This is a genomic window from Acinetobacter sp. FL, from assembly GCF_040744925.1.
GTDB lineage: Bacteria > Pseudomonadota > Gammaproteobacteria > Pseudomonadales > Moraxellaceae > Acinetobacter > Acinetobacter radioresistens.
In genome coordinates, this window is record NZ_CP160438.1 from 79924 (window position 1) to 102842 (window position 22919).

A 22919-nucleotide genomic window follows, 5' to 3' on the forward strand; every position below is an offset into this window, starting at 1 on the left:
TTTAAAAAACTTTACCAAGATTACCTAAATTGATCATAATGCACCTTTGTTATGGGTGCTTTAAAAGGTTTTATGGATGACTGATTTTATAAATATTGATCCTGATTTTTCTATTTCAGAGGTGGTGCTAGAGGAATCTAATAAACAAGGATTTATTAAAGAGTTAATTATTAATGAATTTGAGGGTGGATTTTTTATCACAGCAAAACTGGCATGGTCAGGCCAAAAGGTTTGGACTTTAACAACAAGACGAGAAAAAGATAAAGCTAGGATCTTTAAGGATCTGACTAGGCTTAATGATTTCTTGAAAGAAAAAATTTATACAGAAGAAGTAAAAATAATAAGAATCAAGTAAAAAAATACAAAAGCCATTTCCAATATGGTATATTTTGGATTGTATTCTTTAAAGCTCTAAGATGGGATTTAAGAAAATGGCTATAAGTTTGAATAAATATGGAAATTTTTTAAAATTTTTTCTAGTTATTTCATGTGTTTATCTTGTGTGCTTCATGCCACAAGATGCACTGCTTTTAGAAATCCTTATAGATTTCACTAAATTTCAAGTAGTTGCTTTCTTATATTCATCTTTTCTTTGTGGGCTTTCGAGTTTCCTAAATTTTACAATTTGGAAATAACCCATGAATCTTGTAATCGTTGAATCTCCTAACAAATGTTCAAAAATTGGAAGTTATTTAGGATCTGATTTTAAAGTTGTGGCCAGTGTTGGCCATGTTCGGGATCTACCAAGAAAAGGCTTAGGTATTGATATAGCCAATGATTTTGCAATGGAATATTCATTTATTCCTGATGCCAAAGTTAATGACAGAACTTTTGACGGTGGCGAAAAACGTATTGAAAAAATAAAAGCCTTTTTGAATAAAGCAGACAAGATTTATTTAGCTACCGATCCAGACAGGGAAGGTGAAGCTATTTCATGGCATTTAAAAGAATGTTTAGGTCTGGAAGATGGTCAATTTGAACGAATAGAATTTAATGAGATTTCAGAAAAAGCTATTAAAGAAGCCATTAATAATGGGCGTGGTTTAGATTATCAGCTTGTATATGCTCAAGAAGCACGTAGGGCTTTAGATCGTCTGGTGGGCTATCTAGTTTCCCCTATTGCATCTGATCTTATGGGTCAGCCTTCATCTGCGGGGCGGGTACAATCTCCTGCTGTTTTAATCGTTGTCCTTAGAGAAATCGAAATCCAGAAATTCAAAGTTACTAACCACTTTGGCGTTAATTTGAGTTTTGATAAAGAGCCTAAAAAATGGATCTCGCAATGGGTTACAACAGATTTTGTAACTGAGGATCAGCCTTATGTTTTAGATAGTTCCTTAGCTGAAGAAGTTGCAAAAACTAAGAAAGTTAAAGTTTTAAACTGCACTGAAAAAACAGAGTATTCAAATGCTCCTTCTCCGTTCTCTACAGCCCTACTTTTACAAGCTGCTAGTGTAGCGTTAGGCTTTAGCCCTCAACAAACAACCAAAGCAGCACAGGCATTATTTGAACAGGGGGCAATTACTTACATTCGGACTGACGGCCTAAACATAGCTGATGAAAGTGTAGAAGAAATCTTTGCTTATGCTAATGAACATCAATTTTCTTTACCTGAAAAGCCTAATAAGTTTAAGGAAAAAGATGGGGCGCAAAGTGCCCATGAAGCAATCCGACCTGTTCACATAATTGATAAAGATCTAGGAAAGTCACCAGAACAAAAAGCTTTATATCAATTGATTTGGGAACGTACTATTTCAAGTCAATTGGCCAAAGCTGAATATAAAGCCGTTACTTTGGAATTACTGTCTGAAGATGGGAAATATAAGTTCCATGCTAAAAGCCGTGAGTTAATAAAAAAAGGGTGGATGATTTTTGGTAAAGACTGCCTGAATGAAGATGAAAACGAGCCTTCAGGCGTGGTGCCTGTCTTAGAAGTTGGTTCTGTAGTTGATATTGAAAGCGGTGAAGTTATTGCAAAACAAACTAAGCCACCAAAACGCTATACAGAAGCTTCACTAATTAAAAAATTGGAAAGTTGCGGGATTGGTCGCCCTTCTACTTATTCATCAATCATGGCCAATATTCTGAATAAGGGCTTTCTGGAGGTAGAGAAGAAAGTCTTAAAACCAACTAAATTAGGGAATGATCTAATTGGTAGTCTGTTGAAAGCTAAGTTTAGCTTTCTGGATCTGCACTATTCAAAAGAGATGGAGTTGCAGCTAGATAAAATTGCATCTGGTGAAACTTCATATAATTCGGTTGTTTCTGCCTTATACACTCAACTTGCTCAAGAGCTAAGTACAGCTTCAAAACTTACAGCTATAAACGCAATACATTGTCCAAAGTGTAAAAGCCAGTTAAAGAAATTTAAGAATACTAAAACCAATCAATTTTTTTGGATTTGTAGCAGTGAGGACTGTAAGCACTCTATGGATGACGACAAGGGTAAACCAGTCGAAAAAGTTATTCATTCATGCCCTAAATGTAAAACAGGTCGCTTAAATAAATTCCAAAATTCGCAAACTAAAGAATTTTTCTGGATCTGCAATGATCAGGAATGTAAGCACTCTATGGACGACAAGAAAGGTCAGCCAGTAGAGAAAATCAAATATCCTTGCCCTAAATGCTCAACGCCATTATTCAGATCCAAAAAAGAAGGTAAAGATCCGATCTGGTTCTGTCCCAATCGGGAAACAGATTGCAAAGTCTTTTTGCCTGAAGTTAATAAAAAGCCACTTCTTGAAGTCTATTCATGTCCTCAATGTGCCAGTGATTTAAGACGGATCAATGGGGCAAATGGCTATTTTTGGGGGTGTACCAACTATAAAAATGGGTGCTCCGCTACTTATCCAGATCAAAAAGGTAAGCCAAAATTTGAGGTGAAAAAGTAATGATTGATTTCGTAGTTTTGGCACAACAATGTGCGCCACAAGTTGATGTGAATATTGCGTCTGCAATTGTTAAATCTGAATCCTCATTTAATCCTTTTGCGATAGGGGTTAATCGTGCCGCAGGTCTTAAAAAACAGCCGACTAGCTATGAAGAAGCTGTATCTATGGCCAAAAAATTAATTAGCCAGGGACGAAATATTGATGTTGGTTTTGCTCAAATTAATAGTGCTAATTTCAAAAGACTAAATCTTAGTGTCGAGCAAGTTTTTGATCCCTGCACCAATCTAAGCGCAATGCAATTTATCTTTAATGACTGCCGAAATAGGGCAAAAGGCAAAGATATTTATAAAGCTATGTCTTGCTATAACACTGGCAACCATTCATCAGGATTTAGAAATGGGTATGTAGCGAAAGTATCAAGAAATTTGAATTATTTTGCTAATGGTTCACTCAATACCATGCCTGTAAAATTCAATCCTCCCTCACCTCCTATGAATAGCTCGGAACAGCTTGCATATTTTGCTACTAATGCAGATATGCCTAACTCCAGTGGATATACCGAAAATACAGAACTTCAAAGCCTTCCAGTAGTGGAGAAACGGCCTTCATTTTTCTTAACTAACGGCACAGATTTTAAAGAAAAAGAAAAAAGTTTAAAATCTTCTATGATCTTTTAAAATATTTTCAAAAAGTTTAAAACTTAGTGTAATATATTAAATATACAGTACCAATGAATAATATTTGATTTTCCAAAAATATTGTTCTTGGTACTTAATGCGCTAGGTCTTAATTGCTTCACTTGGAGAAAATAATGAAAGCAAATCAAACGCAAATAACAACGACTAAAACGACTGGTATCAAAGCAAGCGTATTGATGTTGTTCATGACGTTAATCTCAAGCCCTGCTTTTGCTCAAATCTCAAAAGTTAATACGGTTATGGCTAATGTTCAGTCAGTCTTAGCGGGTGTGGCTGTAACTGTATTTACCATCACTATCATGTGGGCTGGCTTTAAATTGGCTTGGCAACAAGCGAAGTGGTCAGACATTTCTAACATCGTTATCGGGGGCATTTTGGTAGGTGGTGCTGCGGGTATCGCTGCTTGGCTGATTAACTAATGTCGAATTTTTCTGATCCAATTTTCAGGGGTTGCACTCGTCCTGCCATGCTTTTTGGCGTTCCAATGTTGCCTTTTTTGTTGGTGACGGGGGTAGCAATTCTTTTAGCGGGTTGGTCTTTTTATCTACTTAGTGCCTATGTGACTTTATTTATAGCAGCTATTTATGTGCCTATTTACTTCTGGATGCGGGCAATAACAAAAGTAGATGACCAACGATTAAAGCAAGTATTGATGCGGTGGCGCATAAGAGGGAAACAGATCCAGAACCATCAAAAATGGGGAGCAATCTCATTTTCGCCACTTAAATTAAAGAAAAGGAAATAACAATATCATGCGTTCAAAACAGCAAGTTAAAGATAGCGCAAATGCTGAAGTCGCAATTTCAGACTATCTGCCGTTTGGTAATCATGTTTCCAACAATGTTATTAAGCTTAAAAATGGTGAATATATTGCTACATGGAAATTAGAAGGCATTTCGTTTGAAACAGTTGAAGCCGATATTATTAGAATCCGTAAAGAAGGATTAAATAATTTTTATCGTGCTTTAGGTGGCGGTCACTTTGCTGTTTGGACGCATAAGATTCGTAGGGGAGTTAATGAACGTCTAAATGGCGTTTATGAAAATGATTTTATTGCTGATTTTAATGAAAGATATTATCAGCAGTTTCAGGGTGAAAAGAATAAACAGATGGCTACTGAATTGTATTTAACAATTCTTTATCGTCCTGAAATTTCCAGATTAACAAAGATTTTTAAGAGTAAAGCTAGTCGTGATCCAGTAGCCCTGAAAAAGCAGATTAAGCGGGATCTCGATATTTTGGATGATGTAGCCAAACAGGTTGAAGCAAGTCTATATCACTACAATCCAGAACGTCTGGTGACCTATACCAAGAAAGGTTTTGTCTACTCCGAAATGTGTAATCTGCTTGGTTTCTTAACTAATGGAGTTTGGGAAGAAATCCCTTTAAGACAGGCTAATCTTGATCAATATATTCCAAGTAGTCGCTTGTTCTTTGGTGACAAAAATGGCTATTTACAGATCAAACATCCTGAAGCTCAAAAATATGTAGGCTTTCTGGATATTCAAGAATTTCCACGTTTATCAGAATCAGGAATGTGCAATTCCATCCTGTATGGAAACTATGAATACATTGAAACTCAAAGTTTCACGGTTTATGGCAAGCGTGATGCTGTAGATAAATTAAAAACAATTAAAGGCCAACTAAATTCTGTAGAGGACGTTTCAGATCAAGAGATTCGTGATATTGATCTGGCTATGAGTGAAGCTAATAGCGGGAATTTCCAGTTAGGCGAATATCACTATACGCTTGCGATTTTTGGCGATTCACCAAATCAAGTTGCTCTAAATGTTTCGAGTGCCAGAACTGCTCTATCAGATGAAGCAGGTTTCAAAATGGCTGTAATTGATACTGTTCCTGAATGTGCATGGTTCTCGCAATTAGCTGGTAACTTTAATATGCGTCCAAGAGAAGCATATCTCACAAGCCTAAATTTTTCTGCTTTAAGCCCTTTTCATAACTTCGCAAGAGGTAAGCGTGACGGCAATCCTTGGGGAGAAGCACTAGCTTTATTTAAAACTCCAAGTGGCCAACCATTTTACTTTAATCATCATGTTAGCCCTGATAAGCAAGATTCTACAGATGACAAGATGCCAGGTAATACGTGTGTCATTGGAACAACTGGTGTGGGTAAAACAACCCTAGTCATGGCCATGATGATGTTTGCTTGTAAGTATAAAAATCTGAAGGGTGTTTTCTTTGATAAAGATAGGGGCGCAGAAATTGGGATTAGACGGATTGGGGGGCAATACTATGCCTTAGAGCGTGGTGTACCAACTGGCTTTAATCCGTTGCAGCTACCACCGACTGAAACAAATATTCAGTTTGTAGAAAAGCTTGTAAAAATTCTGGTAGGTGGCGTTCGTAATGCTGCCGAAGATCTGGAAATCAGTCAGGCTGTTCGTACCATTATGCGTGATGATATGCCGTTAGAACTCCGCAGACTTTCAGTTTTATATATGAATCTGAAAGTAAATGGCGGAGGTGATTCGCTTCAGGATCGTTTAGCTAAATGGTGTAACACTGCTGATCATGACGGAAATTTATCATGGGTCTTTGATAATCCATACGATACTCAAGACTTTTCTAAAGCCAAAATGCCAATCTTTGGTTATGACTACACGGAATTTTTAGATGATCCTGAAGTCCGTACACCAATCATGGCTTATCTATTACACATCACAGATTCATTGATTGATGGTAGTCCATTTATTTATTGGATGGACGAGTTTTGGAAGCCATTAACAGATGAATATTTCAAAGATTTTGCCAAAGATAAGCAGAAAACTATTCGTAAATTGAATGGTCTAGGTGTCTTTATGACGCAATCCCCAAGTGACGTTTTAGATTCTGACATTGGTAAAACAATGGTTGAACAAAGCGTTACTCAAATCTTTTTACCTAATCCTCGCGCTGATTACGATGACTATGTAAACGGCTTTAAGGTCACTCCGCAAGAATTTGAAATTATTAAAGAGCTAGAAGAAAACTCACGCATGTTTTTAGTTAAGCAGGGTAGCCGTTCCGCACTCTGCAAAATGGATCTAGGTGAAATGCGTGACGTTTTACAGATTATTTCAGGCTCTAAGGACAATGTAGAACTTCTCGAAAATCTCATGAATGAAGTTGGTGAAGATCCTAACGATTGGGGCGAACTTTTCTTACAACGGATCGCAGAACGTAAAAAATTAATTTCAGAAAAAGGAGTTGCTTAGTCATGACTAAGTTTTTAGCACTATCTAGTTTGTTGGTTATTTCTACTTTAACAACTGCATGTTCTGATGATAAGGAACAGGTTAAGCAGTTAAAAGAAGAAGTGAAGGCTGCACAACAATTAAAACCTCAAGACTTAACTGCTGAACAGCAAGAAGAACTGAAGCAGCGCAAGGCTAGAGCATCCCAAAAGGGCAATATTCTTGATGAATATGATCCTTCTGCACCGCAAAAAGCAGTAAAACCAGAAACTAAAAAAGGATCGGGAAATATCCTCGATGGATATAACCCAGATTCAAAATAATTAAGGATTCATAGGGGATTGCAATGGCAATTATTACTACATTAGAAACAAAAATTGATTCTCTATTAGCAAGTTACGTGACAGGTGTTAGTAGTAATATCGCTTCTGCAATTGTTCCTATAGCTTTGACTGCTGCAACAATTTATATCCTGATCATTGGCTACAATATTGCGACTGGCGCACAAGAAGATTCTATTTATACCGCTTTATGGAAGTTTTTTAAGATCGCTTTTGTTGGTGGAATTGCTTTAAGTGCGGGAGTCTATCAATCCTTTGTTGTTGAAGCTATTAACGGACTAGCCATAGGTTTAATTCAGATTGTTAGTCCAGGTGGTGAATCTTCGTTAGGTGCTTTACTGGATCAAGTGAGCGTTCCGTGGGGTGATTTAATCCAAAAATTAGGTGAAGAAGCTGAATCAGCTTCTGGCGTTTTCCCTGATATTGGCTTGTATTTATCTGCTGCTGTTGTTTCTGTCGCTCAATTCCTATTGTTCTTCATTGGTACTGGCCTATATTTACTGGCAAAAATCAGTCTGCAACTTTGTTTAGGCGTTGGTCCCATATTCATTCTGTGTGCAATGTTCCCTGCTACACAAAAATATTTTGAAAGTTGGCTTTCTCAAACATTGAGCTATGTTTTCACCATAGGCTTTATCACAGCAATTATCAGTATGCTCTTTGCTTTCGTTTCAGGCATGTGTACGCAAATCGCTAATAACTTTGATGCGGGTGACATTCTTACTTCTGTAGTTTCCCTCTGTATTGTTGCGGGAACTATTGTCGTGATCATGTGGAACATTCCAACGATGGCTTCAGCCATAACAGGTGGGGCGGGTGTTCAAGGTGTCGGTCGTGCTGTAGCTCAAGCAATTACTAAAGGTCGTGGCGGTAATAATTCAAAATCTGACAGTGCTTCAGCTACTCCTACCACTGGGGGAAGTGTTCAAGGGAATTCTAGCAGCTCTAATAATTCCAATAGCTCGAATACAGGAGGATCTAAGCCGTTATATCAACGACACACTCTCTCTAACCTCAAAAGAAACAAATAGGAATTTTTCTAATGAAAAAACAATTGTTAGCTTTGGGTTTAGGTTCATCTTTGTTTATTAGTGGTCAAGCAAATGCTACAGGTATTCCTGTCATTGACGGTGCTAACCTTGTTCAAGCTGTTCAAAATATGGTGGCTTGGGGTGAGCAATACAATCAGATGGTGAACCAGATCCAACAGGCAAAACAGCAATACGATTCCATTACTGGTATTCGTGGTTTCGGTGATGCTGTCAATAATCCATATCTTAAAGACGTGATTCCAAGTGATGTTGCTGACATCTATAAAGGCATCCAACAAGGCGGTGTCAATGGTATGACTTCAGCAGCTAGAAACATTCGTGATGCCACAATGGTTTATGACTGTGCTTCAAGAACTGGCCAGAACTATAAAGCCTGTCAAGCTGCATTAAATAACAATGCACAAACACAGGCTTTAAATCAGCAAGCGTTAGGCGTTGCGGATCTGCGTACTGAACAGATTGATAATCTGCGTAAACAGATCAATAACACTACTGATGCTAAAGCTATCGCTGAGTTACAGGCTAGGATTCAAGCGGAACAGTCACAAGTTGCTAATGATGCAAACCGAATTGCTTTGATGCAGGCGCAAGCGCAAGCTCAAAAAGATGCAGCACAACAGCTTGAAATTGAAGGCCGATTAAAACGTGCTGCCCAAAAAGGCAACATTCTTGACGGCTACTCTGGTAACTAAACTTTTAAAAAAAAGCCCATTTCTTTTGAAATGGGTATTTTTTTTGCAATTTTTCAGAAAACATTGAATTTATAAAACCAAAATACATTATTTTGGTTTACGATTTTTATATTTTTTGTCATACTTAGAGAAATAACTCTAATAGGGTCTATCGGGTCTATCATGAAAAAACTTAAAAAAGTATCTGCTGCTGAAGAAGCTAAAAGCTATGAAAAAGCTATGGATTGGGAAGCAGATCTTATTGCGATGCGGGCTAAGTCAGAACGTAAAGCTTGGACTATTGCAAAAGTAGCGGTGGGCGTGGCCGTCTTAGAAGCCATTGGATTAGTGACATTAGCTCCAATGCGCCAGACTGTACCTGTTGTTTTCACAGTAGATAAAGCTCAAGGAAATGTTGAATACGTGGGTGTTGTTGATGATCAGCAAGTAAAAGGCAAACAAGAATTAATTGATAAAAATAACATTACTCGTTATGTAACCGCCCGTGAGAGTTATTTCTATCCGTTATTACAGCCAGATTATGATTTAGTCATGACTATGAGTAGTAATCAGGTCGGTAATGACTTTGCTTCACTCTATGAAGGTGATAGTGCAAGAGATAAAAAATACGGCAAAAAATATGAATTAAAAGTTGATGTGATTTCTGTCCAGACTAATCAGGATGAAACAGGTTTTACTGCTAGTGTCCGCTTCACTAAGACTTTGCATTCAGTCGAAGCTAATCGTGATGAACATCCACAATATTATATTGCAAGTATTCGATATGAATATGCTCCGAACAATCTAAATAAACTGGTAGAAAAAGATCTAATTAAAAATCCATTCGGCTTTAAGGTCGTGGGCTATCGTGTCGATCCTGAACTATCTCCTAACAGACCTGTAGCGCAAGCTGCGGTTGTTGAACCTAGTCAGCAAGTCTATGTTCCGATTCAACAAGGCGGGGCTGCTGTTCAGCCACAAGCTCAACAAGGAATGTAAAGGATCATTACATGAAAAAATTAATTCTTGCTTTGGGTTTGGCGGTGCATGGGATCTCTTATGCAGCAATTACGCCTAAAGCTTTGCCTACCGATTCACGTATTAGAACAATCAATTATGTTCCTAATGATGTTTATCGAATTACTGTCAAAAAAGGCACTGTAACCCGCATTGTATTAGGTGAAGGTGAAAGAATTTTAGAGCGTGGTGCTGCTACTGGATACCCTTCAGACTGTGAAAAGGATGACACCAATTGGTGTATTTTTGCAGATACTGGATCAAATTTAGTATGGGTGAAGCCAAAGGATAAGGCTACTCGGAATAACTTAGAGTTACGCACTAATAAGCGTGATTATAGTTTTGATTTTCAAGTTCTAAATAATGCCAAAGAAAAACCGATGTATCGTGTTGTCTTTAAATACCCACAAGAAGAAGAAGAAAAACGGAAGCAGGAAGAAGCTCAACGCTATAACGCTTATGCAGCACAATTAAAAGAAGAAAGCCAACTTACTGAATTTTTGGTTTTACAGCATCGTTTAGCCAATGCTGCGCCTATCCCTAAAAACTGGAATTATCGTCAAGCTGCAAACAGCAAAGGGAAGCATTTTGTTCCTGAAATGCTATTTGATGACGGTCGTTTTACCTATATGCGATTTAAAGGAAATACTGATATTCCAGTCGTATTTATTGAAGGTACGGAAGGGGAAGAAAAAGTTAATTTCCATATCAGTAAAGAAGATCCAAAACTTTTAATTGTTGAAGCTCTAGCTAAAAAATTTGTTTTACGTCAAGGAAAGGGCGTAGTGAGCATTTTCAATGAATCTTATGATCCTATCGGTGTTGCTCCTCAAGATGGCACTACTGTAGAGGGTGTTAAACGTGTCATTACTGGGGATATGAACTAATGAATATTAATGATCAAAAACCATTAGATGATCAACAAGCTCCTGATGAAGAATTTAACGAATCAGAAAATGGCATTGTGTCTGTCAATGAACGTGGGGATCAGGAAGATGGAAAAGGTAAAAAAATAGCGTTTATTGCAGTTATGGCGGTACTTTTTACTGTTATAGCGGTCTTTGCCTATAACTTCTTTTCAGATAGTAGTGATGCTGAAGAAGCAGCTCAATTAAAAGAAAATCAGATAGATCCAAGCCTAGATGCTTCAACTAAAAGAAGGGATTTTACTAATACTGATCCTATGCCAATGGATGCGGGTCAAAATGCTCAATTTCAAAGCCTAGATGCCTGTCAGGATCAAAGTATTCCTAGACAGCTAACAGACAATAACGGCAATGCTGTAACTTATAACGGCATGTTGGTTTTTCAATGCCAAAATGGTCAGCAGATTTTAAGACAGCCTGAAGCTGCGCCAGTAGTTGAACAGCAAGCAGCAAATCAACAACCTGTAGTAATTCAGCCACAGCCACAACAACAAGCTCAATATGTACCTTTAAATAATGGAAGCCGTTACGGTGGCGGGATCTTTGTTAATTCTTCACAACAAGGCGGGGCGGTTGGCCAGCCGTCAAGCATGAATCATCAAGCAGCTTATAACCAAGTAACAGGCATGATGAAACAGTTTGAACAGGATCAGAATAGTAATAGCCGTTCTGGTAATTTCTCTGGATCTGGTTTGATGTCTTTAGCGCATGATGATGATGAACCTATGCAGCAGCATCAGCCACAACAAGCTACAACTAACATGGTTAGTCATTCCTCTAATAAAGTCCAGGCTAGGTTTATTGGGGATCGAAATTACTTAATTGCTAAAGGTCGTGTAATCCGTTGCAACCTGTCAGTTAAAGTCGTTTCAGAAATTGGCGGTATGGCTTCATGTGTCCTTCCACAACCTGTTTATTCTGATAATGGTCGTGTAGTCCTTGCTGAAGCGGGATCTGAAGTCATTGGAGAATACAAAAGTATTGCAGCACAAGGTCAAAGACGTTTAGGTATCATCTGGTCACGCTTAAAAACTCCGCATGGTGTTATTGTCGATATTGATTCTCCCGCAGCAGACCATTTAGGAACAGGTGGTTTAAGTGGTCGAGTAGATAACCGTTGGGGCGCACGTATCGGTGCAGCGTTTATGCTTTCTTTAGTTCAAGACGCTATTGCTTACGGTATTTCTAAAGAAACAGGCGGGAACAATAGCACTCCTTATATGCTTCAAAATACTTCAGACATGGGTAAATCAATGGCTGAAACAGTGTTGAATGAAACAATCAATATCAAGCCAACAATTTATAAAAATCAGGGTGATGTAGCTTCAATTTACGTGGCCAAAGATATTGATTTCAGAGGTGTGTATGAACTCCGCGCAAAATAATGTTTTAAGCAAGGATGTAATGGTTAGACAGCTATTACTTCCATTAGAAAAATTCTTAAAAACTAAAGGGGTGACTGAAATTGCAATTAACGCACCTAACGAAGTTTGGACGGAATCTAATAAAGGATGGGAAAAGCATTCTATAAATCTGGAAATGGCGCAAATAACAGCTTTAGCTAATGTTATTGCTACCTATACCAATCAACGGATTGGCCAAGAAAACCCTATATTATCTGCTCAATTACCTGATGGAGAGCGTATTCAGATTGTTCTACCGCCCGCCATTGAAAATGGAACGGTATCAATGACAATCCGTATTCCTGACGAGTCAAACCGATCATTTCAGGAATATAAAGATCAAGGCTTTTTTGACCACTTCAGATATGGGAAATCTAAAGAGTTTGAGCAATTTAAACCTGTATTACGTACTGAAGATATTAAGCTAGTCCAGTTTTTAAAAAACAAAGATCTTGAAGGATTTTTTAAATTCGCTGTTCAATGTAAGAAAAATATTGCAGTTGTTGGTGATACTGGTTCGGGTAAAACCACTTTCATGAAGGCAATTTGTCAGTACATTCCTGAAGATGAACGTCTTGTCACTATTGAAGATGTACGTGAACTTTTTGTTCCACATGAAAACAAGGTTCACCTACTTTATTCTAAAGGTGGTCAAGGTAAAGCTAAGGTAACGCCATCTGATCTGATCGCTAGTAATATGCGTATGAAGCCAGACCGTGTATTACTTGCTGAATTACGTGGTGGAGAAGCTTTTGACTTTCTGAAACTGCTTACAACTGGCCACAGTGGATCTATTACAAGTTATCACGCTGAAAGCTGTTCACTGGCTTATGATCGCTACGTCTTTATGTGCAAAGAACATGAACAAGCAAATATCTACGATGCCACTACACTAAAGGAATTAGTTGCTTTAACCATTGATATTATTATTCATGTTGAAGTGAAGAAAAAATACGATGATGAAAGTAATTTAATAGGTAAAGAACGCTTTATTTCTGAAATCAAATTTGATCCTGTTTCTAAAGTTAAGGCTCAATTTGGTGATGCTGAAATTATTGTAGGGGATAGGGCGTGAATAAAAAAATCCTGATCCTACTCCTTGCAATTTTTCTAGCGGTCGTTGGTTTCTTTATTACTAAATATCTGGCCGGTATTCTTTATTACTTAGCTAATAAGACCAATCCATTTCCTGAAGTGAATCTGACAACGTGGGGGTATTATTGGGATTTATATGCACACAATGTACCTGCACAAAAGAAAAAGCTGCAAGGTGCCTTGATCGCTGCACTATTTATCACTTTTGTTCTCCCTGCTTTAGTCATTGCTAGTCTGTTTAATAAAAAACAGTCGTTACACGGTGATGCCAGATTTGCCACAACAAAAGAAATTCAGAAATCTGGATTGATGGGAAATAAGGGAATTTTAGTAGGGAAATATCATAATAAATATTTACTGCTTGGCGGTCAGCAATTTGTACTTCTGGCTGCTCCGACACGAAGCGGTAAAGGTGTAGCGATTGTTATTCCTAACCTTCTAAACTATTCGGATAGTGTAGTTGTACTGGATTTGAAGCTTGAAAACTTCCTATTAACTTCTAAATTTCGTGCTAAGAATGGCCAGAAAGTTTATCTATTCAGCCCATTTTCTGAAGATCTAAAATCTCACAAATGGAATCCATTTGATACCGTTAGTCATGACGAAAATTTTAGAGTAGGTGAAATTCTTGCTATTGGTCGAAGCTTCTACCCTGTGACTGGTGATGCTAAAACCGATTTTTGGAATGACAATGCTAATAACTTATTTCTTGGCCTAGCCCTATATCTATTTGAAACTGAAGATCTGCCTGTAACTATGGGCGAGGTTTTAAGACAGAGTTCGGGTAAAGGTAAGCCAATTCAGGATCATATTAGATCTATTATTGATGAAAGAGCGCAAAGTGATAAACCGCTTAGTGATACTTGCCTTGATGCTTTAAACCGTTTTTTAAGTTCACCAGACAATACGCTCGGTAACATCATTTCTACTTTTACCTCACCTTTAACGATTTTTGCGAACCCGATTGTAGACGCTGCAACTTCATCAAGTGACTTTAAACTTGAAGATGTACGCAGACAAAGAATGTCTATCTATTTTGGTGTTCAACCAAACCGTTTAGGGGATGCTAAGAACTTAATCAATTTGTTCTATTCACTCTTAATTGATGTGAATCTAAAAACACTGCCACAACAAGATTCATCTTTGAAATATCAGTGCTTAGTCGTGAATGATGAAGCAACGGCTGTTGGTAAAGTAGCGAAAATTGCAGATGCTAACTCGTTTATCGCGGGTTATAACATTCGCTTATTAACAATTATTCAATCTATTGGCCAGCTAGAGGACGTTTATAAAACCCAAACTAGGGGGCTTGTGACTAACCATGCCTTGCAAATCGTTTATCCGCCTAGAGAACAACGTGATGCCAATGAATATAGTGAAATGCTTGGCTATTTCACTTTCAAAGCAAAATCTAAAGGCCAAAGCCGTTCTATGGCATGGGGTCAAGGTGGCTCAAATTCAGAAAATGAATCAGATCAAAGACGAGCTTTAATGCTCCCTCAAGAGTTAAAAGAATTGTCGCAAGATAAAGAAATTATCTTTATGGAAAATACAAAACCTATCATGTGTGAAAAGGCTAAGTATTTTAATGACAGTGCTTTTGTGGATCGCCTAAAGTCCGTTTCTCCTAGCATGAAAGCAATTAAGGGTTTTCCAACTCACAAGCAATTAGAAAAAATTGCCTTTGAGGATCTGGAACTTTCAATTCCTATTCCTGATTTAGACGTAAAGCTGCATAAGGCAAAAATTGAAAAACGTATAACTGAAATTACTACAGTAGAACAGGCTGAACAAATAGATATTTCTAGCTTAGTTATCCCTGAATTTAAGTTAGATAAAACAGTTTTTGAAGATCCAGAAAATCCACAACCTGAAGAATGTCTACAAGTGGTCGATCAATTCTTTGGGGCTGTTGAATGGGAAGAAGATACTGAAGCGCAAAATATTGTCGATGACTTCTTTAGCCAGGTGGAAGCTAGTGATGAAAATCCAATAGAAAACCTAGTTGCAGTAGACGAACCAGAACAAACGGAAAACCTTATTGCAATTGATGACACTGAATTTAGTCATGACGAAATAGAAAACCTTGTTGCAGTAGATGAACCAGATCCTCTGGCCATGATTGCAGAAATGGAAAATCTGGTTGCAGTAGATGAACCAGAACAAATAGAAAACCTTGTTGCAGTAGATGAACCAGATCCTCTGGCCATGATTGCAGAAATGGAAAATCTGGTTGCAGTAGATGAACCAGAACAAATAGAAAACCTTGTTGCAGTAGATGAACCAGATCTTCTGGCCATGATTGCAGAAATGGAAAATCTGGTTGCAGTAGATGAACCAGAACAAATGGAAAACCTTGTTTCAGCAGATGAATCAGATCCTCTAACCATGATTGCAGAATTGGAAAACCTAGAGGACAGCCTATTTGTACTTGGTGTCACTAAATTTAGTCATGACGAAGCCAAACAAATTGTTGATACGGTTTTTAATTGTGCTGAATCTGAATTTGCAGTTGATGAAGATCAACAAGACAACCTAAATGCAGTCAATAAAGGTCAAAAGGGATCTATAGAAAATTCAGATATTGATGACGTTTATCAGGCGTTTTCAGACCAAGTTAATTCTAAATAAGGAAACTATCATGAAAAAAATCTCTCTTACATTAATCAGCCTCGCCCTATCTTTTTCAGTTGTGGGCTGTACTTCAAATAAAGCCGTGACCAGTCCTAATGGCTTTTCATCTAAAGCAGTTAATCAGCCTGACACTGTAAAAAACTATATGCAAAGCATAGTTGTATATCAGAAAAATAAAGATTTAAGCACTGAAACTGAAAGACAAATTGCACTTCTAACAGACAAATATATTCAAACCAAAATGATTATTGACGAAGCAGCACGTCGCCAAAATATTTCTAATCAATAAGGACTTGATCATGACTGAAGCAAACAAGGTCGATAAACCTAGTTTTAATAAAGAACAAACCGGCTATACCAAACTTGGCCAGACGTTAGAAACAAATCAAGCTGAAGTCAATTCGATTGAAAAAGCTGAAAATATAGATATTTCAAAAAGCACAAAAGGTATTAATCAAGATCCTGAAGAAACTAAAGTAACTGATACCAAAAAGCTAAAAGCTGATGACAGTAAAGAACCTAGTGAAGAAGGCATACCTAAAGCATTGCTCAATAAATATTATGTGGTAGATGACAAATATCACTTTAAAGGTAATCCTGAAAAAGTAGCTTTTGAAGATTCTGGAAAAGCTTTAAAAACCACAATTGATGATAAACATATTGCTGCTTCAATGGTGGAGGTAGCAAAAGCTAAAAAATGGGAAACAATACAGGTTAAAGGCTCTGAAGAATTTAAACGGAATGTATGGCTTGAAGCTTCAATGAAGGGCATGACAGTAAAGGGTTATGAACCTCGTGATATTGACCTAGCCTTGCTCAATGACATGAAAAAAGAACAAGGTAAAGAGGTAATTCCCAATACTATTGAAAAGGGTAATGAACGCCAGAAAGAGAAGCCTTTAAATGAGAAGGATAAAGTAGATCCAACACAGGAACGGAAGGAAAAAATTAATAACCTGTCAGAACAGGAAAAAGCTTTACTGACAGTTTTTGATAAAAAAATGAAAGCTGACGGCTTCACAGAAAAGCAGCGCACAGCCAGTATAGACGTTGCGGTTGAACAGCTTAATCAGAAAAAAATGCACGTTGGAAAATTAGTAGATCATGGTGCAGCACCTTATGAGCATGATCCTAAGAATAACAGTAGCTACTACGCCACTATTGAAAATAGTAAAGGTGAAAAAAATACAATCTGGGCGAAGGATCTGGAACGTACTTTAAAAGAGCAAAATATCATTAAGAATGATGATATTGTCCTGTCCTATAAAGGGTCTAACAAAGTCGAAGTGAATACTAAAGAAATTGATCCTAAAACTGGACTGCCAACAGGTGCAAGAGTTCAAACATTGGCAAATAAAGGGAAGTGGGAAGCTCAAAGCTTGAGTAAATTGAAAGAAACAACTGAAAAAGCTTTAACCAAAAATGATAAAACTAAGCTTCAGATTCAACATAATGCCGACATTCAAAATCAGAAATTTCATAAGCCAAAATTAACGGCTTATGATGCCAATGCTCCAAAACAACAGCCAGTACAGCAGCCACAAGTTAAAACTCAAGAGAGAAATAAAAATAGAGATATATCCCGATAATCTTGGCCACGAAAACACCCATTAAGGGTGTTTTTTTATATCCCGCTACTAGATCAAATAGGAGCAGTTTATTTTCTGCGGTCGCCATTTAAAAAGCACAGCTTTTTAAAGCTCACTTGAAAACAACGGTAATCAGGGAAAGGAAAATTTAACTGATTGCGTCAGTTCGCAAAGTAGACACTTTGCTCTGATATATCTGCTATGGATCTAGATTAGATAGGTAATATAGATGCCTGGATAAACGCTGCAGCTTGCAGCATTTATCCAAGCATCGGGATTAGACGTTTTAGAGATTATGGACCAGACAATAATATTGGCAGTCCATAATCTACTAAAACCAATAGAAGGTTAAACTTGGGATATTGCTTGTATTGTCCACCTGTGGACTATATAATCAAATTTAATCTGATTAAGGACGGTAAAGAATGACAAATGCAGATTTTAAACTGCTAGTTGAATCATTGGGATTTTACAACCCTGAAGCGATACGCGATTATTTCAAAGCTATAGGATTCAATGAATCTATTAACGTCCGACCAATTCAATATTGGTTAAATGGTAAGAGCGTAGCTCTAAATATGCCAATTCCAGACGATGTGGTTGAGAATTTTAAACAGCTTGAACAAATGAAAATTGAGTTATCAGGCCAAGAAAAATTTAAGAAAAATACCTTTCTCTACAAAGATAAATATTTAATGTGGGAAAAATTCCCTGAATTAAAAGGGCTACCTTGCACGTACCTAAATCAATTAATGATTCTGGTGAATATGCTGCATGGTTATAGAGAAATGCAGTATTGCACAAGTTACTAAGGATCATAGAATGAAAAATCAGGATCTTTCTATTGTCGAGTTGGTTAGTAAACGCAATAAAATTGTCTATACGATTTGTGGATTATTAGTCTTACTGACAGCCTTATCTTTCGCCAGATACTTTCTGAATTTTAGTATCCTTTATCTTTTAATTCTGCTTATTCCATTTTTTGTTTTGATGTATTGGATGATAAGAGTTACCGAACATATAAAAGATGAGAAAAATTTAAAAGAATCTTCTTAAGAAGTGAGTAAATCGTATAACTCATGATCTAGAACTAGGATCTATAGGTTAAATATCTAAGATGAATGGGATTAGAATCGCATATAATTCTGCATTCATAAAATTTTAGCATCGGTAGTAATTCATGGATACAGCTCTAATTCAAACGCTAAAAAAAATTCTTAAGCAGTTTCCAAAATTCTGGAATGGTGAAAACTGAATAGCCACCAAAATTCTAGACACACATAACCATCTTTTGATGGGCCTTTTCATAATCTAATGGAGAACGCTGACCATTGGAACCATGTCTGCGTTTTGAGTTATAGAACATCTCTATATATTCAAAGATATCCGACCTTGCTTCAGTTCTTGTCACATAGATTTTCTTCTTGATCCTCTCTCGCTTTAACAGCTGAAAGAAGCTCTCAGCAACAGCATTATCATGGCAGTTTCCACGCCGGCTCATACTGCTTTCAAGGTTGTGATGCTTGAGAAATGTCTGCCATTCATGACTGGTGTATTGGCTACCTTGATCAGAATGAATCAGGACTTTGTTCTTTGGGCTTCTTCGCCACAAAGCCATCAGTAGAGCATCTAAAACCAGATCTGTTGTGATTCTCGACTTCATAGACCAGCCAACGACTAGCCGTGAGAATAGGTCGATTACTACTGCAAGATACAGCCATCCTTCATGAGTGCGAATATAAGTGATGTCAGTCACCCACAACTGGTTGGGCTGGGTGGGGTTAAACTGTCTGTCTAAAGTATTTCGAGCCACAATCGATGGAGTACTAACATTAGCTCTAGGTTTGCGATAGCCACGCTGTGACTTGAGACCATTCGCCTTCATGAGTCGATGTACTCGATTGATACCGCAACTTTCGCCAACGTCTTTCAAATCACAATGAATCTTGCGATAACCGTAGACTCCGCCAGATTCCAACCAGAACTGTTTAATTAATCCTGAAAGCTGTTGCCGCTTCCTCGCAGTTATACTGGTAGGTTTCTTTAACCAGGCGTAATAACCACTGTGATGAACATCTAACGTTGAACATAAACGACGAACAGACCATATATGTTGGTTGTCCCGAATAAAGGCGTACCTCATTTGGACTGGCTTGCGAAGTACACCGCGGCCTTTTTTAATATGTCCCTTTCTTCAGTGACCCTTTGCAGCTCTTTTTTTAATTTCGCTAATTCTGTAGTTGGATCACTAGATTCTGTTGTCTTGGGCTGCTGTGGATCATAACGTTTGATCCAAGCATACAGACTATGTGTAGTGGTTCCTAAATGTGTAGCAACTTCAGCCACACTATGACCTTTCTCAGTGACTTGTTTTACTGCTTCAATTTTGAATTCTTCAGGGTATCGTTTACTGCTCATAAGCACCTCGTTAATTAGCCATTTTATCTAACTAAAAGGTGTCTACAAAATCGGTGGCTATTCAAGTTTAAGCGTTTACACAGTTTTATTTACACTCTCCTAAAACCATTTAACAAAATCTATGACTATTTTACTTTCCCTTACCTAATCGTCCTAGTGTATATCTTTTTTTTTGATTAGCTTATTCCTAAATCAAGTGAATTTAGGTAAGTATGATGAACGATATCCAATTTTCAGATTGCGCAAAGGCATGTATGAGCTGTTCCCTTACCTGTGCCAGTTGTGCAAATGCCTGTCTAAAAGAAGAAAATCTGGAGATGATGCGAGAATGTATTCAGCGTTGTCTAGATTGTGCAGATATTTGTCAGCTCTGTGCTCGTATGCAGCAAAAAGAATCTCCTTTTATGAAAGAAATTTGTGAGCTTTGTGCCAAGGCTTGTGAATACTGTGCAGATGAATGTAGCCAACATGAGCATCAACACTGCCAGCAATGTGCTGATGCTTGCCGTGAATGTGCCGTCGAATGTCGAAAAATGGTTGTCTGATAAATAAAAGAATTAGTTGAGTTTAGGATTTACTCAATGAATAGCCAACGTGTTAGTTGTTAGTGGGTCAAACCACTAACAACGGCACTGTTGCAAATAGGGATCTGAGTCGATGATTTTCCCTTCAAAAAAGCTTAGAGACCGAAAACTCTATTTACTAGCCAAACTTCTCCTAGAATATTACCGTTATAAAATAATGAAGCTTGTCCTTTGCGTAGAGCACGCATAACCTCAATTCCTTTAATTGTGGCATAAGCCGTTTTCATAGACTTGAATCCCAACGTAGCCTTGATGATCCGTTTGAGCTTGCCATGATCACATTCAATCACGTTATTCTTGTATTTAATCTGTCGATGGTCCAGGTCTTCAGGACACTTTCCTTCCTGTTTTAGTCGCGACAAAGCACGGCCATAGGTATGAGCCTTATCAGTGTTTATGACTCGTGGAATCTGCCATTTTTTGACATGATTCAAAATCTTACCAAGAAAACAATAAGCTGAATGGGTATTTCGTCTAGCAGAAAGATAGAAATCAAGAGTATGGCCACGTTGGTCAACTGCACGGTATAGATATGCCCATTTGCCATTCACTTTTACGTAAGTTTCATCCAGATGCCATAAATGTCGATCTGTAGGATTACGCCAATACCAACGTAAACGTTTTTCCATTTCTGGAGCATAACGCTGAACCCAGCGATAAATTGTGGTGTGATCAACATTCACTCCACGTTCAGCGAGCATTTCCTGAAGTTCACGATAGCTGATGCCATATTTACAATACCAACGAACAGCCCAAAGAATGATTTCACCTTGAAAGTGCCGACCGTGGAAGGGATTCATCTGCTGTATCTCGAAATAAATAAGATATTTAGCTTATCATGTCAGCCTATTTGCAACAGTGCCATTCACACTTAGTTTTTTTTAATTTTCCATTTAGGCTGATGTAGGCATGAGCTTTTTCATTTTCACCTATTCCCACTTCTTCGAAGTGTAATCTGAAACTTGGAGACCAACCTTCACGAAAATTTTTGGGTAAATCACCATAATCTAAGAATGCTTCAATTGTATAAAGTTTTCTTAATTCTTCGTCCTTCATTGCCACTCCATGAACATTAGACTGATTCAATGATGTAATCTATACCTAGTGCCATTTTCCCAGACCAACTTTCTACAGTGTCTTTGGCTTTTATTATTTAAATATATTGATCCCCATCTTCGGGATACATCTTAAACAACCTTACAAGTCATTAAAAGCTAAGATTGTAGTTAGCTTAAAAGCTTACTACAATCAATAAACTAAACCATTATTAGGTTTAAGATGATATATAATCAAAAAATAGGTTATAAAATTCATTATATTACTATTTTTGATTATATATTTACTAAGTACTTATAAAGTGCTCAGCTACAAAAGATAAATGCAGTAATGTTAAATTTCCTCAATTCCCTTATTTTGAAATTCTCTTATTCAATACCCACGACAGTGGTTATATAGCCTGTTGTTAATAGAATTGATAGACCTAATAACATCTCAAATAAAATGGCATGACTAAGGTGTTTAGCGAATTTAGGATGTTGAAGACGCGGGGTGAAATACCATTTGTTGAAGGCAGCTAAAAGTAGAATACCTATAACAAAAAACATTTTAACCATGAAACCATAGCCATATGCAGTATTGATTAAGGTATTAAAATCTTTAATTAAAAGAAGAGCTACACTAGCGCCACAGGCGATTAATATCCCAACAATGAAAGCAGCAATACGTCCAAATACATGCATGCGATCTTTTAAAGGTAAACCACTTATTTCCCGGCTGGTTTTCCATAACGGATATAAAGACCCAATCCATAGCGACATAACTAGGATATGGATTGATAATAAAATTTGAGCAAGTAAGCTTAAATTAGCGACATGTCCGAGCTGAGAAAAACTAAAGATAATCGGGATTAGTAAAATACCAAATATTGAACTTTCAGTTATAGAAAACTGACTCTTTTTCCTGTTAAGTTTCACCACCATGAGAAGAAGTAAAAGAGTGAAACTAATACAACGAAGAATGTGTATATGCCCTGGCGGGGTATTCAGCAGTATATTAATATACGTGGGATCCCACATACCTTTAATACCGGTATTGGCAAAACTACCGATCAGAATAAAAAAACCTAAGGTACTGGAAATTAGGCCTAATCCGGCACCAATTGTAATATATTTAAGAATCGATTCTTTTAGTTCAAGATATTGTCTCAGTAAAAAATAGCAAAAGGCTCCACCAACGACAAAAGCTACACTTAAGTATAAAATAACCTTAGTTAACCAAGTTGCCCACATCCAATATTCAGAAATCATTATTTTTTCCATTCTGGGACAGCATGCCAGCACTTCACTGGCATGTTGAAAAGTAATGTAATTAATTCTTATTTTGTTGATTTAATAGTGAAACTATATT

The 22919-nt window shown here is 37.4% G+C and carries 23 protein-coding genes; 19 read left to right on the forward strand and 4 right to left on the reverse strand.

Annotated elements, in window-relative coordinates:
- Positions 1 to 76: 76 nt before the first annotated feature.
- The 18 genes from ABZP31_RS15305 (at position 77) to ABZP31_RS15390 (ending at position 18567) form a co-directional block, all read left to right on the forward strand.
- A complete protein-coding gene (locus ABZP31_RS15305; RefSeq protein ID WP_005248732.1) occupies positions 77 to 355 on the forward strand; it encodes a hypothetical protein in 279 nt (92 codons plus the stop codon).
- A gap of 283 nt (positions 356 to 638) precedes the next feature.
- A complete protein-coding gene (topA, locus tag ABZP31_RS15310; RefSeq protein WP_114541747.1) occupies positions 639 to 2891 on the forward strand; it encodes a type I DNA topoisomerase in 2253 nt (750 codons plus the stop codon).
- The gene (locus ABZP31_RS15315) at positions 2891 to 3568 is read left to right on the forward strand and encodes a lytic transglycosylase domain-containing protein (RefSeq protein ID WP_015060258.1); all 678 of its coding nucleotides are present in this window, start codon (positions 2891 to 2893) and stop codon (positions 3566 to 3568) included. Before topA ends, ABZP31_RS15315 begins: the two co-directional genes overlap by 1 nt.
- A gap of 134 nt (positions 3569 to 3702) precedes the next feature.
- Positions 3703 to 4008 (forward strand): TrbC/VirB2 family protein, encoded by a 306-nt coding sequence (locus tag ABZP31_RS15320; RefSeq protein WP_004644768.1) that lies wholly within the window; start codon positions 3703 to 3705, stop codon positions 4006 to 4008.
- A complete protein-coding gene (locus ABZP31_RS15325) occupies positions 4008 to 4334 on the forward strand; it encodes a VirB3 family type IV secretion system protein (RefSeq protein WP_005407440.1) in 327 nt (108 codons plus the stop codon). Before ABZP31_RS15320 ends, ABZP31_RS15325 begins: the two co-directional genes overlap by 1 nt.
- Positions 4335 to 4341: 7 nt before the next feature.
- Positions 4342 to 6804 (forward strand): VirB4 family type IV secretion/conjugal transfer ATPase, encoded by a 2463-nt coding sequence (locus ABZP31_RS15330; RefSeq protein WP_015060257.1) that lies wholly within the window; start codon positions 4342 to 4344, stop codon positions 6802 to 6804.
- 2 nt (positions 6805 to 6806) lie between these two features.
- Positions 6807 to 7106: a hypothetical protein gene (locus ABZP31_RS15335; RefSeq protein WP_015060256.1), complete on the forward strand. Its 300-nt coding sequence runs from the start codon at positions 6807 to 6809 to the stop codon at positions 7104 to 7106.
- Between the two features lie 23 nt (positions 7107 to 7129).
- Positions 7130 to 8155, forward strand: coding sequence for a type IV secretion system protein (locus ABZP31_RS15340; protein ID WP_004644765.1), 1026 nt, complete (start codon positions 7130 to 7132; stop codon positions 8153 to 8155).
- 11 nt (positions 8156 to 8166) lie between these two features.
- Positions 8167 to 8868: a P-type DNA transfer protein VirB5 gene (gene virB5 / locus ABZP31_RS15345; RefSeq protein ID WP_004644764.1), complete on the forward strand. Its 702-nt coding sequence runs from the start codon at positions 8167 to 8169 to the stop codon at positions 8866 to 8868.
- A 162-nt stretch (positions 8869 to 9030) separates the two neighbouring features.
- Positions 9031 to 9846, forward strand: coding sequence for a virB8 family protein (locus tag ABZP31_RS15350; protein WP_367156972.1), 816 nt, complete (start codon positions 9031 to 9033; stop codon positions 9844 to 9846).
- Positions 9847 to 9857: 11 nt separating this feature from the next.
- On the forward strand, positions 9858 to 10751 hold the full coding sequence (locus tag ABZP31_RS15355; protein WP_367156973.1) for a TrbG/VirB9 family P-type conjugative transfer protein: 894 nt from the start codon (positions 9858 to 9860) through the stop codon (positions 10749 to 10751).
- The gene (virB10, locus tag ABZP31_RS15360; RefSeq protein ID WP_111818455.1) at positions 10751 to 12175 is read left to right on the forward strand and encodes a type IV secretion system protein VirB10; all 1425 of its coding nucleotides are present in this window, start codon (positions 10751 to 10753) and stop codon (positions 12173 to 12175) included. The genes ABZP31_RS15355 and virB10 overlap by 1 nt, the downstream gene beginning before the upstream one ends.
- Positions 12156 to 13268, forward strand: a complete 1113-nt coding sequence (gene virB11 / locus ABZP31_RS15365; RefSeq protein WP_367156975.1) for a P-type DNA transfer ATPase VirB11 — start codon at positions 12156 to 12158, stop codon at positions 13266 to 13268. The genes virB10 and virB11 overlap by 20 nt, the downstream gene beginning before the upstream one ends.
- Complete coding sequence (locus tag ABZP31_RS15370; protein WP_367156976.1) at positions 13265 to 15919, forward strand: type IV secretory system conjugative DNA transfer family protein; 2655 nt, start codon at positions 13265 to 13267, stop codon at positions 15917 to 15919. Before virB11 ends, ABZP31_RS15370 begins: the two co-directional genes overlap by 4 nt.
- A gap of 10 nt (positions 15920 to 15929) precedes the next feature.
- Entirely contained in the window at positions 15930 to 16211 is a 282-nt protein-coding gene (locus ABZP31_RS15375; RefSeq protein ID WP_367156977.1) for a hypothetical protein, read from the forward strand.
- A 10-nt stretch (positions 16212 to 16221) separates the two neighbouring features.
- Positions 16222 to 17511: an LPD7 domain-containing protein gene (locus tag ABZP31_RS15380; protein WP_367156979.1), complete on the forward strand. Its 1290-nt coding sequence runs from the start codon at positions 16222 to 16224 to the stop codon at positions 17509 to 17511.
- 425 nt (positions 17512 to 17936) lie between these two features.
- A complete protein-coding gene (locus ABZP31_RS15385) occupies positions 17937 to 18323 on the forward strand; it encodes a hypothetical protein (RefSeq protein WP_151984896.1) in 387 nt (128 codons plus the stop codon).
- Between the two features lie 10 nt (positions 18324 to 18333).
- A complete protein-coding gene (locus tag ABZP31_RS15390) occupies positions 18334 to 18567 on the forward strand; it encodes a transposase (RefSeq protein ID WP_151984898.1) in 234 nt (77 codons plus the stop codon).
- 214 nt (positions 18568 to 18781) lie between these two features.
- Here the strand turns inward: ABZP31_RS15390 and ABZP31_RS15395 are convergent.
- Positions 18782 to 19929 (reverse strand): IS3 family transposase gene (locus tag ABZP31_RS15395; RefSeq protein WP_104425814.1). Its coding sequence is split into 2 segments (ribosomal slippage): positions 18782 to 19683 and positions 19683 to 19929, totalling 1149 coding nucleotides; the frame shifts between segments, so codons are not numbered across the junction.
- A gap of 215 nt (positions 19930 to 20144) precedes the next feature.
- Between ABZP31_RS15395 and ABZP31_RS15400 the strand changes: the two genes are divergently transcribed.
- Positions 20145 to 20474, forward strand: coding sequence for a four-helix bundle copper-binding protein (locus ABZP31_RS15400; protein WP_016804323.1), 330 nt, complete (start codon positions 20145 to 20147; stop codon positions 20472 to 20474).
- Positions 20475 to 20608: 134 nt separating this feature from the next.
- On the opposite strand, the gene ABZP31_RS15405 is transcribed toward ABZP31_RS15400, so the two are convergent.
- The 3 genes from ABZP31_RS15405 to ABZP31_RS15415 form a co-directional block, all read right to left on the reverse strand.
- The gene (locus ABZP31_RS15405) at positions 20609 to 21313 is read right to left on the reverse strand and encodes an IS6-like element IS1007 family transposase (protein ID WP_001067793.1); all 705 of its coding nucleotides are present in this window, start codon (positions 21311 to 21313) and stop codon (positions 20609 to 20611) included.
- A 46-nt stretch (positions 21314 to 21359) separates the two neighbouring features.
- Positions 21360 to 21569: a hypothetical protein gene (locus ABZP31_RS15410; protein WP_228273101.1), complete on the reverse strand. Its 210-nt coding sequence runs from the start codon at positions 21567 to 21569 to the stop codon at positions 21360 to 21362.
- Positions 21570 to 21937: 368 nt separating this feature from the next.
- A complete protein-coding gene (locus ABZP31_RS15415) occupies positions 21938 to 22819 on the reverse strand; it encodes a copper resistance D family protein (protein WP_034429273.1) in 882 nt (293 codons plus the stop codon).
- Positions 22820 to 22919 lie beyond the last annotated feature (100 nt).